The organism is Devosia sp. GW821-FHT12F11 (assembly GCF_058806655.1).
This window is the reverse complement of sequence record NZ_JBXAPX010000001.1, coordinates 81,692-94,613: the sequence shown is the minus strand read 5'-3', so window position 1 is coordinate 94,613 and position 12,922 is coordinate 81,692. Positions and strand designations below refer to the sequence as shown.

The 12,922-nt window shown below is 65.4% G+C and carries 10 protein-coding genes and 1 pseudogene; 8 read left to right on the top strand and 3 right to left on the bottom strand.

Annotated elements, in window-relative coordinates; genetic code table 11:
* Positions 1-73: 73 nt before the first annotated feature.
* Genes AC1ROK_RS00505 through AC1ROK_RS00490 form a run of 4 tightly spaced genes read left to right on the top strand, consistent with a single transcriptional unit; the run spans position 74 to position 4,853 of the window.
* Positions 74-949: a carbohydrate ABC transporter permease gene (locus AC1ROK_RS00505; protein WP_492842771.1), complete on the top strand. Its 876-nt coding sequence runs from the start codon at positions 74-76 to the stop codon at positions 947-949.
* Positions 946-1,842, top strand: coding sequence for a carbohydrate ABC transporter permease (locus tag AC1ROK_RS00500; RefSeq protein ID WP_492842769.1), 897 nt, complete (start codon positions 946-948; stop codon positions 1,840-1,842). The genes AC1ROK_RS00505 and AC1ROK_RS00500 overlap by 4 nt, the downstream gene beginning before the upstream one ends.
* 9 nt (positions 1,843-1,851) lie before the next feature.
* Positions 1,852-2,907 (top strand): LacI family DNA-binding transcriptional regulator, encoded by a 1,056-nt coding sequence (locus tag AC1ROK_RS00495; RefSeq protein ID WP_492842767.1) that lies wholly within the window; start codon positions 1,852-1,854, stop codon positions 2,905-2,907.
* A gap of 41 nt (positions 2,908-2,948) precedes the next feature.
* Positions 2,949-4,853, top strand: a complete 1,905-nt coding sequence (locus AC1ROK_RS00490) for a glycoside hydrolase family 127 protein (RefSeq protein WP_492842765.1) — start codon at positions 2,949-2,951, stop codon at positions 4,851-4,853.
* Between the two features lie 177 nt (positions 4,854-5,030).
* Here the strand turns inward: AC1ROK_RS00490 and AC1ROK_RS00485 are convergent, their stop codons facing one another.
* From AC1ROK_RS00485 to AC1ROK_RS00475, 3 genes are all read right to left on the bottom strand, one after another.
* Positions 5,031-5,822, bottom strand: coding sequence for an N-acyl amino acid synthase FeeM domain-containing protein (locus tag AC1ROK_RS00485; RefSeq protein ID WP_492842763.1), 792 nt, complete (start codon positions 5,820-5,822; stop codon positions 5,031-5,033).
* Positions 5,823-5,974: 152 nt separating this feature from the next.
* The gene (locus AC1ROK_RS00480) at positions 5,975-8,305 is read right to left on the bottom strand and encodes a putative bifunctional diguanylate cyclase/phosphodiesterase (RefSeq protein ID WP_492842761.1); all 2,331 of its coding nucleotides are present in this window, start codon (positions 8,303-8,305) and stop codon (positions 5,975-5,977) included.
* Between the two features lie 178 nt (positions 8,306-8,483).
* Positions 8,484-8,927: a MarR family winged helix-turn-helix transcriptional regulator gene (locus AC1ROK_RS00475; protein WP_492842759.1), complete on the bottom strand. Its 444-nt coding sequence runs from the start codon at positions 8,925-8,927 to the stop codon at positions 8,484-8,486.
* A gap of 85 nt (positions 8,928-9,012) precedes the next feature.
* Between AC1ROK_RS00475 and AC1ROK_RS00470 the strand changes: the two genes are divergently transcribed.
* The 4 genes and pseudogenes from AC1ROK_RS00470 to AC1ROK_RS00455 form a co-directional block, all read left to right on the top strand.
* A complete protein-coding gene (locus tag AC1ROK_RS00470) occupies positions 9,013-9,342 on the top strand; it encodes a hypothetical protein (RefSeq protein ID WP_492842757.1) in 330 nt (109 codons plus the stop codon).
* Positions 9,343-9,450: 108 nt separating this feature from the next.
* Positions 9,451-9,741 (top strand): 4a-hydroxytetrahydrobiopterin dehydratase, encoded by a 291-nt coding sequence (locus tag AC1ROK_RS00465; RefSeq protein WP_492842755.1) that lies wholly within the window; start codon positions 9,451-9,453, stop codon positions 9,739-9,741.
* Positions 9,742-9,823: 82 nt separating this feature from the next.
* Entirely contained in the window at positions 9,824-10,831 is a 1,008-nt protein-coding gene (locus AC1ROK_RS00460) for a zinc-dependent alcohol dehydrogenase family protein (RefSeq protein ID WP_492842753.1), read from the top strand.
* Positions 10,832-11,017: 186 nt separating this feature from the next.
* Positions 11,018-12,841 (top strand): annotated as a pseudogene (locus tag AC1ROK_RS00455) (cation:proton antiporter domain-containing protein); the annotation flags it as partial.
* Positions 12,842-12,922 lie beyond the last annotated feature (81 nt).

The following is a 12,922-nucleotide window of genomic DNA, read 5'->3' as shown; positions in this document are numbered from 1 at the left end:
ACTCGGTCATGGGCTCGCGGCGCTGCTGCGGGCCCTTCCATCCCGATTGCAGACGACAAACAGGAGAAGAAGCGTGGTTCGGACGCTTCGGAATAATGTCGGCTTCCTCTACGTGCTGCCGGCGCTGGCCTTTGTAGGCTTCTTCGTGCTGTGGCCGCTGGTGCAGCTGTGCTACCTGTCGCTGACCGATACGTCGCTGCTCGGTGGCGGGCAGTTCATCGGCTTCGATAACTACATCAAGGCCTTCGAGGACAAGAAGTTCTGGCAGGCGCTGGGCTTCACTGCCAAGTACACCGTGTTCATCACGCCGTTGCTGATGGGCCTGGGCTTCGCACTGGCGCTGCTCACCTCGCCGAACCGGCGCATGCAGCAGATCACCCGCGGCATCATCTTCCTGCCGGTGGTGATCGGCATCGGCTCGTCGAGCCTGCTCTGGTTCTGGCTGTTCGACCAGCAGGTCGGGCTGTTCAACAAGTTCCTCGTCGATATCGGCCTGTTTGCCGAGCCGGCAGTGTGGTTCACCAAGGCCGATATGGGGCTGATCGCGGTCACCATCTCAATCACCTGGAAGGTCATCGGCTTCGGCATGCTGCTGTTCGTTGCCGGCATCCAGTCGATCAACGGCGAGATCGGCGAAGCCGCGCTGATCGATGGCGGCAATTACTGGCAGCGGGTCTGGTACATCATCCTGCCGCTGAGCCTCCGAGTGATCCTGCTCACCACGCTGATTTCGGTGATCGGCTCGATGCTGGCCTTCGACCAGTTCTACATCATGACCGGCGGCAATCCGCGCGGGCAGACCTTCACGGCGGTGTACTCGATCTACCAGTCGAGCTTCATCAGCTTCAAGCTGGGCTACGGCGCGGCACTGTCGATCATCCTCACCGCGATCATCCTGGTGTTCTCCACCCTGCAGGTGATCCTGTCGAACCGGAGTCCCTCGCAATGACCGCGATCGCCGAAGGCGGCGTGCGGCCCCGCGCCGCCGAACACGTGTCCCGCGCGGCGGGTGAGAGCCGGCCGATCCGCTACCTCGTCGGCGCCATCTGCGTGGCGGTGTCGACCATCATGCTGGCGCCCCTGGTGCTGAGTTTCTTCGCCTCGATCAAGGCGCCCGACGAGGCGCGCGCCTCGCCGCCGACCTATCTGCCGCAGAGCTTCAGCCTCGAAAGCTACCTCAAGGTGTTCGAATACCAGGCGGGGCTGTTGACCTACCTCTCCAACTCGCTGCTGGTGGCGGCGCTTACCATCGTCATCTGCCTGGGGCTTGCCGTACCGGCAGGCTATGGGTTGGCGCGGTTCAAGATCCGCTTAAAGGAGCTGTGGTTCATCCTACTGCTGGCGCCGCTGATGATCCCCTACCAGGCGCTGCTGATCCCGCTCTATCTCAACTTCTCCAAGGTCGGGCTCGCCAATAGCCACCTGGGGCTGGCGATGGTGCATGCCATCCTGCAGCTGCCGTTCTCGATCTACCTGATGCGCAACAGCTTCGAGTCGATCCCGCGGGAGCTCGAGGAAGCCGCCAAGGTCGATGGCAGCTCGTCGTGGCAGACGCTGCGCTCGATCTTCCTGCCGCTGGCGGTGCCGGGGATCGTCACGGTGGCGCTCTTCGCCTTCATCGCCAGCTGGAACGAGTTCCTTTCGGCGCTGATCTTCATGAACAAGGAGACCAGCTTCACCGTGCCGATCATGCTGGTGAGCGTGCGCACCGGCCGGCTCGGCTCGATCGACTGGGGGGCGCTGCAGGCCGGCGTCATCCTCTCGATATTGCCATGTGTGCTGATCTACCTGCTCTTGCAGAGGTACTATGTCGCGGGCTTCCTCAACGGAGCCGTGAAGTAGGATTCCGCGATGACCGAAGATCCCACCCCCCAGCCAACCGAACGCACCGGCCGCCACGGCCCGACCATCCGTGACGTGGCGCGGATCGCCGGCGTGTCGATCGGCACGGCGTCCAAGGCGCTCAACTCCAACGGGCGGCTTCGGCAGGAAACGCGCGACAAGGTCACCGCGGTGGCGCGCGAAATCGGTTATCGCCCCAACGATATGGCGCAGAGCCTGCATCGCAGCCGCTCGATGACGGTGGGGATCATCTCCACCGACTCGTTCGGCCGCTTCACGCTGCCGATCTTCCAGGCGCTGGAGGAGCAGTTCGCCGACCGGGGCATCGCCATCTTCATGTGCAACGCCACCGACGACCCGGAGCGCGAGCGGCAGCATCTCGATCAATTGCTCGGCAAGCGCATCGACGGGCTGGTGGTCACCGCCCGTCGCGCCGACAAGCGCCCGCCGGTCGGACCGCTCCCTCCCGGCCTGCCGGTGATCTATGTCTACTCGCAGGCCGACGACAACGATGCGATGTGCCTGTTGCCCGACGACGAGAGCGGGGCGCGGCTGGCGGTAAAGCACCTGGCCGACATCGGCGCGAAGCGCATCGCTCATGTCACCGGGCCCGAGCACTTCGAGGCGGTACAGCTGAGACGCCGCGGCTATCTCGAGGCGCTGCACGAGGTCGGGTTGCCGGCGCGTCCGGAATTCTACCTGTCAGGCAAATGGAGCGAGGAATGGGGGCGCGATGCGGTGGCGCAACTGTTCGACGGCAAGGCCGAGCGCCCCGACGCCATGTTCTGCGGCAACGACCTGATCGCCCGGGGCGCGGTGGATGCGCTGCGCGAGCGCGGCATCGCCGTGCCCGACGAGGTGGCGGTGGTCGGGTTCGACAATTGGGAAGTGATGACGGAAGCGGCGCGGCCGCCGCTCACCAGCGTCGACATGAATCTCTCGGCGCTCGGCCATGAGGCCGGGCGGCTGCTGATCGACATGATCGCCGGCGAAAAGGCGCGGGGCATCCGCAGGCTGCCCTGCACGCTGGTGGTCCGCGCATCCACCAGAAAGCAGACCACATAGACCCGGCCGCTTGCTCGGCGGCGGGGACAAGAGGAGTAGCAATGAGCCAGTATCATCCGGTGCGTTTCGTCGATGTCCGCCTCGAAGGCGATTTCTGGAAAGAGCGGCTCGACACCGTGCTTGCCCGCACCATCCCCAGCCAGCACAAGAAGCTGGGCGAGTATGGGCTGCTCGATTCCCTGAAGCTGCCCAATCCGCCGCCGCCGTTGCGCTTCCCGCGCCATGCCAACGGCTTCACCGTGCAGGTGTTCTGGGATTCCGACGTCGGCAAATGGATCGAGGCGGCGGCCTATGCACTGAGCCACAAGCGCGACCCGGATATCGAGGCCAAGATCGAGGCGATCGTCGACGACTTCGAGAAGGCGCAGGCGCCGGACGGCTACCTCAACTGCTGGTACCTGGGCCGCGAACCGGAGAAGCGCTGGTCGAACCTCAGGGACAACCACGAGCTCTACAATGCCGGTCACATGCTGGAAGGCGCCATCGCCTACTACGAAACCACCGGCCGGCGCCGCTGGCTCGACGTGATGGAGCGCTATGTCGAGCATATCCGGCAGACCTTCGGCACCGGGCCGGGGCAGAAGCGCGGCTATTGCGGGCACCAGGAGATCGAGATCGCGCTGATCAAGCTCTATCACCTGACCAAGGATAAGAAGCACCTCGACCTCGCCGCCTACTTCATCAACGAGCGCGGCACCCCCAATCCGCATTACTTCGACGTCGAGCGCGAGGAGCGTGAGAAGAAAGGCTGGGAGTACCAGCGCTACGTGCAAGGCAATTACGAGTATTCGCAGTCGCACAAGCCGGTGCGGGCCCAGGACAAGGTGGTCGGGCACGCGGTGCGCGCCATGTACATGTACACCGCGATGGCCGATCTCGCGGTCGAGCTCAACGATGCCGGCCTCAAGGCCGCATGCGAGACGCTGTGGAAGGATGTGATGGAGACCAAGATGTATGTGACGGCGGGCCTCGGGCCCTCCGCGCATAACGAGGGCTTCACCTTCGATTTCGACCTGCCCAACCAGACTGCCTATGCCGAGACCTGCGCCTCGGTGGCGCTGATCTTCTGGGCGCAGCGCATGCTGCACCTCGATCTCGACGGCAAATATGCCGACGTGCTCGAAACCGCGCTCTATAATGGCGCGCTCTCGGGCCTCAGCCGCGACGGCGAACACTATTTCTATATGAACCCGCTGGAGAGCAACGGCACGCCGACGCGCTGGGACTGGCATACCTGCCCGTGCTGCACAATGAATGTCAGCCGGCTCGTCGCCTCGGTCGGTGGCTATTTCGTCTCGACCGCGCCCGACGGCATTGCCTTCCACCTCTATGGCGGGATTTCGACCAAGCTCGATGTCGGCGGCACTGAAGTGGCGGTGCGCGAGGTCTCGAACTACCCGTGGTCCGGCGATATCGCCATCGAGATCGACCCGGCGACGGAGAAGGCGTTCGAGGTGAAGCTCCGCATTCCCGGCTGGTGCAAAGGCGCTACGGCCAGGGTCAATGGCGAGGTGGTGCAGCTCAGTCCGGTCAACGGCTATGCCACCATCGGCCGGACCTGGACAAAGGGCGACAAGATCAGCCTCGAGCTGCCGATGCCGGTCGAGCGCGTCTATGCCAACCCGCATGTGGTGATGGATGTCGGTCGCGTGGCGCTGACCCGTGGCCCCTTGGTCTATTGCCTCGAGGAAGCCGACAACCCGGGCGGCACGGTGCAGCGCTTCAAGCTGCCGCGGCAGAGCGAGATCGCGGTCAGGCAGTCGAACCTGTTCGACGGCATCATCCAGCTGACGGCCGGCGGCAAGGCGGTGGACGAAGCTGAGTTCAAGCCGCTCTACCGCACCAGCCCGCCCAGGGAAGCCCCGGCGACGCTCACCGCGCTACCCTATTACCTCTGGGCCAACCGCGGGCAGGGCTCGATGGTGGTGTGGATCCCGGAGGCTTGAGCCTTACGCGGAGTAAGCATGGGCGCGGGTGTCCCCATGCTGCAACGTACACCGGCGTCATTCCCGCGAAGGCGGGAACCCAGCGCGATCTCTCAGCTTCACCGGCTTGGAGACAACCCACTAGGTTCCCGCCTTCGCGGGAATGACGCCGGTGGTTTGTTCTGAAAAGGGCGGCGCCTATTCCGCCGCCTGGCCGCCGAACTGCGATTCCAGCAGGGCGCGCTCATAGGCCAGCCGTGAGCTCGCCCGCTGCGGGGCCTCGAAGTGCTCGTCCATGGCACGGGCGAAGAGTTTTTCGCGCTCTTCCTCGGTCGACATGAAGAACGGGTAGCGGCGCAGCGTCGCCGGCAGCTTGGTGTTGACGTAGGCGCCGTAGAGCGCCACCGGAAAGGCGAGGCCGGGATAGACCCGCACGTCCGACATTTCCTCGGAGCCAAAGACGCGGCGATAGAACGCCGTGTGCTCCGGCCGCACCAGCGCGAGGCAAGCGTCGGCCTTGAAGAACAGCGACGCCATCACGGCGATCCTGAGCGTCAGGAACGGCAGCGCCGGGTAGGCGAGCGAGGCCTCGTAGTCGGCGGTGAAGCGCGAGGGGTCGATGAAAGTCTCGCCACGGGCCAGCAACGGCTCGAGCACGTCCGGGCAACTCTTCATCGAGGGGCCGAAAGGATGTTTGGCGCTGACATGGTGCAGCCGGATAGAGCTGACCAGTTCACCGTCGATATGAACGCCAAAGCTCATGCCGTTGGGGGCAGTGTCGAGATCATCGACCACAATACCCGCATCATTGAACGGCACGGATTCTTCGCGACGATAAGCTTCGTAACGCAGGCGGTAGATCGGATTATCTGTAACATCCATGCGGACGCGCGAGTATTCTACACGGTCCAGTATCTCCATCAGCGTGCCGGCGAAGCGAGACACCGGAGCAGCCGACGGCGCTGCCGAACCTTCCACGTCCGAACGCATAGGGAACTCCGCAACTTTCTAAAAGAGTTTAACCTTTCGTTAGGCATAATAAAATTGCCAAATGCGCACGGCCGCCGCGCCGCCTACGCATAAGCACGGACGGTGCCGATGCCGGCACGGAATCCTTCAGATGTCAGAAGACTTTAGCCGTCTTAACCACGTTTGCGGTTTGTCGTGCCGACGGTCAGGACGCGCTCCAGCGTGGCGCGGGCCGCCATGCGGTCGATGAGCTCGGCCACTTCGCGGCGGGGCAGCGGCACGCCGAACAGGTAACCCTGGATCTGGTCGACCTTGCTATGCTCGGCGATCAGGTTGAGCTGCTCTTCGGTCTCGACGCCCTCGGCCGTGACGGTGAGGTTGATGTCCTTGCCGAGCTGGGCGACGTTGGACAACAGCTTCAGCGAGCGCGGGTTCTCGGCGATGTCCATGACGAAGCTGCGGTCGATCTTCAGCTTGGTGAAGGGCAGGGCCTGCAGGTAGCTCAGCGACGAGTAACCGGTGCCGAAATCGTCGAGCGCGATGCCGATGCCTTGCTTGGCCAGCTTGGCGAGAATCTTGGTGGCGGCGGCGCGTTCCTCGATCACCGCGGTTTCGGTGACCTCGATCTCGAGCCGGTGCGGCGCCAGGCCTGAGCCGGAAAGCGCCGTCTTGACCATGGCGGCGACGTCGGCGTTGCGGAAGTCGCGGGCCGAGATGTTGACCGACACCGAGACTTCTTCGGGCCAGTTGCGGCATTCGGCGGTAGCGGTTGCCAGCACCCAGCGGCTGATCTCGGAGATGAGGCCGGTTTCCTCGGCGATCGGGATGAACAGCGAGGGCGGGATCGAGCCCAGCTCCGGGTGGTGCCAGCGCGCCAGCGCCTCGCAGCTCACCACGCGCCTCGACTTCAGGTCGACGATCGGCTGGAACACCAGCGACAGGGCGCCATCGGCCACGGTCTGCTTCAGCTCGGCCTTCAGCCGCTGGCGGTAGCGGTAGTCGGTGTCCATCTCATCGTGGAACACCTGGCTGCGGCCCTTGCCCAGCGCCTTGGCCTTGTAAAGCGCGAGGTCGGCCTTGGTCATCAGCGCGTCGAGGTCGTCGCTGCCGTCGGTGAGGGTCACCACACCGACCGAGACGTTGACCGAGAACACTTCGCCCTCGACCTCGAACGGACCGCGGAAGCCGCCAAGGATCGCTTCGGGATCGGTGACGGTGTCGCTCAGCTGTACGCCGCCCGAGCGATAGACCACGTACTCGTCGCCGCCGAGGCGGGCGACCAGGCTGTCGCGGCCCAAGACGCGGCTCAGCCGCTCGGAGGTCTCGATCAGCACGCGGTCGCCGATCAGATGGCCCAGGGTGTCGTTGACATGCTTGAAGTCATCGATGTCGACGATCATCAGCATGGCCATGTCGTTGGGGCGCTTGTCGCCGTGGTGGCGCCGGCGCTCGAGGTCGGCCTCGACCTGCTCGGTGAAGTAGGCGCGGTTCGGCAGCCCGGTCAGGGTGTCGTAATGCGCCATGTAGTTGATGCGCTCTTCGGCTTTGACGCGCTCGGTGATGTCTTCGAACAGCAGCACGGTCTTGTCGAGGCGCGACGACACGGTGACTTCGCAGAACTGCCCGTCGGAGAGGCGCAGCACCACCTTGCCGCCATCGCCGGCATCGACCGTATCCATCAGCTGGCTGGCGGAGCGCTGCGGGATGGTGCCGCGCGCGGCGGCGGCCGAGATCATTGCCGCGAATGGCCGGCCGGCCCAGTTGCCGGGCATGAAACTGCCGAACACCAGTTCGGCGCGATCGTTGGCGACGGCGATCAGGCCGTTCTCGTCGAGCATGCAGAGGCCGTGCTGCATGGTTTCGAGCGCGGTGTCGAGTTCGGAAGCGAGGCGCGTCGCCTCGATGCGACCGTGCACGGCGCGCAGCAGGATGGCGCGGATGTTGGCCGAGACCTTGCGCAGCGAGACGACGAAGGCGATCAGCACCACGCTCAGCATGGCAGTATGCAGCGTGCCGTCGAACAGCATGCCGACGGCCATGCCGGCGCCGATCAGGATGACCTGACTGGTGACCAGCCGGTCGATGGCGAAGTTGCGGCCGGCAACGCCGACCAGCACCGCGACGGTGACCGAGAGCGAGCTCATCTCGGCGAACGGGGTGTTCACCACGAGGAAGCTGTAGCTCATCCAGAACGCGTAAAGGCAGGCGATCGCAGCAGCGCCGATGGTGGCGCGCAGCTCCCAGTGGGTGGCGGTCATGACGTCGTCGTCGGCGAGCTCGGCGCGCTCGAAGGCGCGCATGTCGATGTCGCGGGCGATGCCGACAATGGCAAAACCGATGGCGACGGCGAGCAGCACCCAGGAGTTGCCTTCAATGCCGGCGACGGCGGCGACCAGCGCCGACGACAGGGCGCCAAGCATCATGACGCGCCGGTCCGCGTAGAGCGACCGGATCATCGACACGTAATCGACAGGCGGCAGTGACTTATGCGCTGGCTCGAACATAGACCTCACCAAGGTGTGATGATTGTGCCCGGCGAGGCGTTAATGCCTGCTTTCAGGGCAGCGAGCGGCTGCCCTTATGCTTCGCCTCAGAACGCAGTTCCAGCGGCGCAATTGCTCGAATGGTTTATGCTTTGTTGGGTAGATCGGTCGCAATCGCCGGATCGGTTTGAAGGGTGGCTCACTGAGCCAGTCTGGCCAGGGCCGCCTGCAGGGCCGCGAACGCTTCCGGCCCCAATTTCTCGCGATACTGCGCCTCGATCAATCGCTTGACCCGGTTGCGTTCGGCGAAGTCGGCGAGGCCCAGTTCGGTGAGCACGATCCGCTTGGCGCGGCCGTCGTCGGGGTCGGGCGCGCGGCCGACCACACCCTGCGCCTCGAGCTGGTCGACCAGTTGCTGCACTGCCTGCTTGCTGAGCCCCATGCGCTCGGTCAGCAGCGTCTGCGAAATGCCGGAGGGCCCCAGATGCGCCAGCACCTCGCCGGCAGCGCTCTGGTGCCAGGGATAGCCCCGGGCCGCCAGTTCGGCCCGCATGCGATTGCGCCAGTCATGCGCTGCCCGCCACAGGGCAAGGCCGATGTGGTCGATGCTCGCGAGATCATTATCGTCAAGGTGCTTGACCAAATTCCGTTCCGCAGCTAAATCGTCAAGTCGCTTGACTAGCACGGCGCAGCGCCGCCTGCCAGCAGGCCCGCGAAAGGAAGCACAGATGATCATCAAGGACAGAAACACCCTCACCGCGCTGCTGGTGGGCAGCACGCATTACGTCGAGATGGCGCCGGGCAAGGAGGCGGCGATCTACTACCGCACTGTCGATGAGGCGTTCATGGCGTTGCCCGACGGCACGCGGCGGACCGGTACCTGGCGGCTGACCGACACCGGCTATCATGTCGACTGGACCGATGGCCCGAGTGCCGGCTGGCAGATCGATGTCGAGCCGGGTCGCATCGGCTATCTCGATGCCGGCGGGGTCGAGCGCGGCCATGTCTCGCGCATCGTGCCGGGCGACGCGGCAGCGCTAAGTCAGGTTCTGCCCTGAAGACGCCAGCCGCTATCCGGCGTCCCCAGGTGGGGCGCCGGACCCTTTGCCACGGATCGGGCGTTATGCGGCCCCAATCTCCCGACTCGTTGCAAAGAGGAAATGATAATGGTCGAAAAGCTCGAGCCTGCCGCACGTGAAGCCGCCCTCTTGAAGCTTAACGGCTGGATCTATGATCCGCAGGCTGATGCGATCAGCCACGATTTCAAGTTCAAGACCTTCTCCGAAGCCTTCTCGTTCATGACCCGCGTGGCGCTCGCCGCCGAGAAGATGGACCATCATCCCGAATGGTCGAACGTTTACAACAAGGTGCGGATCACATTGACCACCCACTCGGCCGGCGGACTCACCGAGAAGGATACGAAACTCGCTGAAAAGATCGACCGGCTGATGATCTGAGCGCGCAGAGGCAATGCCCCGAGCGGGGGCTTTGCCGACGCGCCACGCTGTTCCATGATGGCATGGCTGGGAGGGCATTGAGATGCGGGCAGTGCGGCTACATGCGCCGGAGCGGCTGATCATCGAGGAGGTGCCGCGACCGACACCCGGGCCGCACGACCTGCTGGTGCGGGTGGAGGCCTGCGGCATCTGCGGCTCGGACCGCCACATGTTCCGGGGCGAGTTTCCGACGACCAGGCCGGTGACGCTTGGGCACGAGTTCTCCGGCCTTGTCGAGGAAGCCGGAGCGGCGGTCGAGGGGTTCCGCATCGGCACAAGGGTCACGGGCGATCCCAATATCTCCTGCGGCCAGTGCGCCGATTGCGTTGCCGGCCGGCCCAACCTCTGTGCCGGGCTCAGCGCCATTGGCGTGCATCGTGACGGCGGTTTCGCCGAGTACGTGCTGGTGCCGGCCGGGCAGGCGGTGGCGCTGCCGGCAGGGCTCGATCCGCTGCACGGGGCGTTCTGCGAGCCGGTCTCGTGTTGCCTGCATGCCATCGACGTGGCGCGCATCGCGCCTGGCGCGTCGGTGGTAATCCTTGGCGGCGGGGTGATCGGGCTGCTGATGATCGAGCTGGCGCTGCTGGCCGGAGCCGGTACGGTGATGCTGTCCACCCGGCAGGCGCCGCGCCGGGCCCTGGCGCTGCAACTGGGCGCACATCACGCGGTCGATGCGGGCGCTGATCCGGTGGCGGCGATCGCCGCTCTTCTGCCGGGGGGCGCCGATGTGGTGTTCGAATGCGCCGGGGTGGGCGCGACTGTTCGCCAGTCGATCGCGGTAGCGAGGCGTGGCGGCACCGTGGTGCTGTTCGGCGTGGTGCCCGAAGGCGAACAGGTGGCGCTGGCGCCGTTCGAGCTCCTGACCAAGGAACTGCGGCTCGAAAGCGCCTGGCTCAACCCATTGACCCATCCGCGCGCCGCCGAACTGATCGCCGTCGGCGCCCTGTCGCTCGATCAACTGATCACCCGCACCATTGCTCTCGACGAGGTGCCGGCGGCGATTGCCGGCACACCCGGTTTCGGTGAGATCAAGCTGGTGATGGCGGGCTAGGCGTCCGACCGACGGCGGAGAAACCGTGCTTTCGACGAAAGTCGCGCCGATTGTCCCGCACCCACATGATTTTGCCGCAGTTTTCCCGGTCTCATTGGGTTGCAGCGGGGCGGCCGATGCCCCATCTTCGGAGCTCTCAGCCGCTTTCAACCAGTTTTGGGGTAACTCCCGCCGGAGGTCTCGCCGATGCCGCATAGCACACCCCTGATCTCGACGATCGTCGCGGGTTTGGTGCTGGCATTCATATTGGGCGCGATCGCCAACCGCTTCCGCATGCCGCCGCTCGTCGGCTACCTGGTGGCGGGCGTGCTGGTCGGGCCGTTCACCCCCGGTTTCGTCGCCGATGCCGAGCTTGCCAACGAGCTCAGCGAGATCGGCGTGATCCTCCTGATGTTCGGCGTGGGCCTGCATTTCTCGCTCAAGGACCTGTTGAGCGTGCGGGCCGTCGCCATCCCCGGCGCGATCGTCCAGATCGGCGGCGCCACCATCATGGGGCTGGGCCTCGCGACCCTGCTCGGCTGGGGGCTCGGCGCCGGCCTGATCTTCGGCCTCGCGCTGTCGGTCGCCTCGACCGTGGTGCTGCTCAAGGCGCTGCAGGATCGGCACATGGTCGACAGCGAGCGCGGCCGCATCGCCGTCGGCTGGCTCATCGTCGAGGATCTCGCGATGGTGCTCGCCCTGGTGCTGATCCCGGCCATTGCCTCGATCAACGGGGTCGAAGGGGCGGCGCTGCACGATCCGTTCGTCGATTTCGTCGAGAACATCTTCGGCATCCAGCTCGATATTTTCGGCATCCTCGCCGTGACGGTGGTGAAGCTCGCCGCCTTCGTCGGCTTCATGCTGGTGGTGGGGCGCCGGGTCATCCCGTTCATCCTCCACTACACCGCCCATACCGGCAGCCGCGAGCTGTTCCGCCTCGCGGTGCTCGCCATCGCGCTGGGTGTCGCGGCGGGCGCCGCTTACCTGTTCGGCGTGTCGCTGGCGCTCGGCGCGTTCTTTGCCGGCATGATCCTCTCCGAAAGCGAGCTCAGCCATCGCGCGGCGCAGGAAAGCCTGCCGCTGCGCGACGCCTTCGCGGTGCTGTTCTTCGTTGCCGTCGGCATGCTGTTCGATCCGATGATCCTCGTCACTGATCCGCTGCCGGTGCTGGGGACGGTGTTCATCATCATCTTCGGCAAGTCCGTCCTCGCCTTCCTGATCGTGGTGGCGTTCAAGCGCCCGGTGGGCACGGCGCTGACCATTTCGGCGAGCCTTGCGCAGATCGGCGAGTTCTCGTTCATCCTTGCCGCGCTCGGCGTCGGCCTCGGCATCCTGCCGGTGGAGGGGCGCGACCTGATCCTCGCCGGCTCGATCATCTCGATCATCCTCAACCCGGTGATCTTCTTCGTGCTCGATATGCTTCGTCCCGCGCTCGAGAGCCGTTTTGGCCGGCCGGAGGTCGTTGCCGCCGCTGCGGAACGCACCGAGCCCGACCTGGTGGCGAGCGCGCCACGCGCCGTCGCCCCGGAAGTGCCGCAGGAGACCGAGCCGACCCAGGTGCCCACCGGGCAGTCGGACCACGTCATCATCGTCGGCTTTGGCCGGGTCGGTTCGGTGGTCGGCGAAGCGCTGCTCGAGGCGAAGACGCCGTTCCTCGTGGTCGAGGATGCCGAGGGACGCGCCAATGCGGCGCGGGCGCTCGGCATCGAGGTGGTGGTGGGCAACGCCGCCGCCTCCAAGGTGCTGACCCTCGCCAATGTGGCCGAGGCGACCACGGTGGTGATCGCCATTCCCAATGCCTTCGAGGCCGGGCAGGCGGTCGAGCAGGCGCGCAAGCAGAACGCCAAGGTGCTGATCGTGGCGCGCGCCCATTCCGACGAGGAAGAGACGCACCTGAAGACGCTCGGCGCCGACGTGGTGATCCTCGGCGAGCGCGAGATCGGCCTCGGCATGGTCGATGTGATCAGCCGCGACAGCAAGGCGGTAGCCGAGATCACCGCATCCGACGCGGTCGAAGCGGTGCTGGCGCCGCTCGCGGCGGCCGTTGCGGCGACCCCAAAACTGCCGTCCGACCCGAACCTGCTCGCCGAAGCGATCGAGGCGGCGCAGGCC